This is a genomic window from Kocuria sp. NPDC057446, from assembly GCF_042802875.1.
In the GTDB taxonomy this organism is placed as follows: Bacteria; Actinomycetota; Actinomycetes; order Actinomycetales; family Micrococcaceae; genus Kocuria.
Window position 1 is genome coordinate 1 of the sequence record NZ_JBHVDI010000299.1, and the last position, 1,203, is coordinate 1,203.

General features: G+C 72.8%; 1 protein-coding gene. It reads right to left on the reverse strand.

The genetic code is table 11. The features are described 5' to 3' along the window. Positions 1–180 precede the first annotated feature (180 nt). Complete coding sequence (gene mmsB, locus ACFU0Y_RS18210; protein WP_380216383.1) at positions 181–1,101, reverse strand: 3-hydroxyisobutyrate dehydrogenase; 921 nt, start codon at positions 1,099–1,101, stop codon at positions 181–183. Between the last annotated feature and the right edge of the window lie 102 nt (positions 1,102–1,203).

Consider the following 1,203-nt stretch of genomic DNA (forward strand, 5'->3'; position numbering starts at 1 on the left):
AGACCTCGGCGGTGCGCGCCGAGCCGCCGTGGCGGGCCCCGTCGATGTAGTGCTCGATGACCTCCCCCGCACCCCGCCGGTCCTGGCCGCCCCTCTCGGCGGCCTGCCGCGCGCGGGCCTCGGCGTCCTGCTTGGTGTTCTGCATGGTGTCCTCCTCGGTGATGGTGGTCGCGGCGCCGGTCAGGCCCGGTCCGGGTCCCAGCCCGCGATCTTCCCGTCCGGCGCGGCGTACTTGGTGATGAGGGAGCAGTCCTTGTCCCCGAGCCCCTCGCCGATGAGCTCCTGCAGCTTCCCGGCCACGAGCTCCGCGGCCGGCAGCCGTACGCCGGTCTGCTCGCCGGCCATGAGTGCCAGGCCGGCGTCCTTGGCGGCCAGGGCGGCGCTGAAGGTGGCCTCGAAGTTCTTGTTGGCCGCCGCGGAGTCCACGATCCCCGGCACGGGGTACCAGGTCTGCAGGGCCCAGGAGTTGCCGGAGGACACCGAGGCGATGTCCCAGAACACCTGGGGGTCCAGGCCCAGCCGGTCGGCGAGCACGGAGCCCTCGGCGCAGGCCTCGAGGCAGATGAACAGCATCATGTTGTTGACGATCTTGGCGGCCTGGCCCGTGCCGGCGTGGCCCGTGGCCACGATCTTGCGGGCCATCGGCTCGATGAACGTCCGGGCCTGCTCGACGACGTCGGGCTTCCCGCCGACCATGAACGTCAGGGTGGCCGCCGCCGCCCCGCTGATCCCGCCGGAGACCGGCGCGTCCACGAAGCGGAAGCCGGCCTCCTCGGCGGCCCGGTGCAGCTCCTCCGCGGTCTCCACGTCGATCGTGGAGCTGTCGATGAGCAGCGCGTCCTTCGGGGCGAGGGCGATCACACCGCTGTCGCCGAGGTAGACGGCCCGGGCGTGCTCGCCCTTGGGCAGCATCGTGAACACGACCTCGGCGCCCTGCAGGGCCTCCTCCAGCGTGTCGAAGGTCTGCACCCCCCGGTCGCGGGCGGCGGCCATGGCCTCGGCGCTGACGTCGTGGCCGCGGACGTCGTGGCCGGCCTTCGCGAGGTTGGCGGACATCGGGTTGCCCATGTGGCCGAGGCCGATCCAGGTGATGGTGGTCATCGGGGAGTCCCTTCTGCAAGGTGTCGGACGGTGCGGTGGCGCACCGCACGCTGTGGGGATGCGGGGGTGGAGCGCAGCGCGCCCAGCGGCGGACCGGGGAGC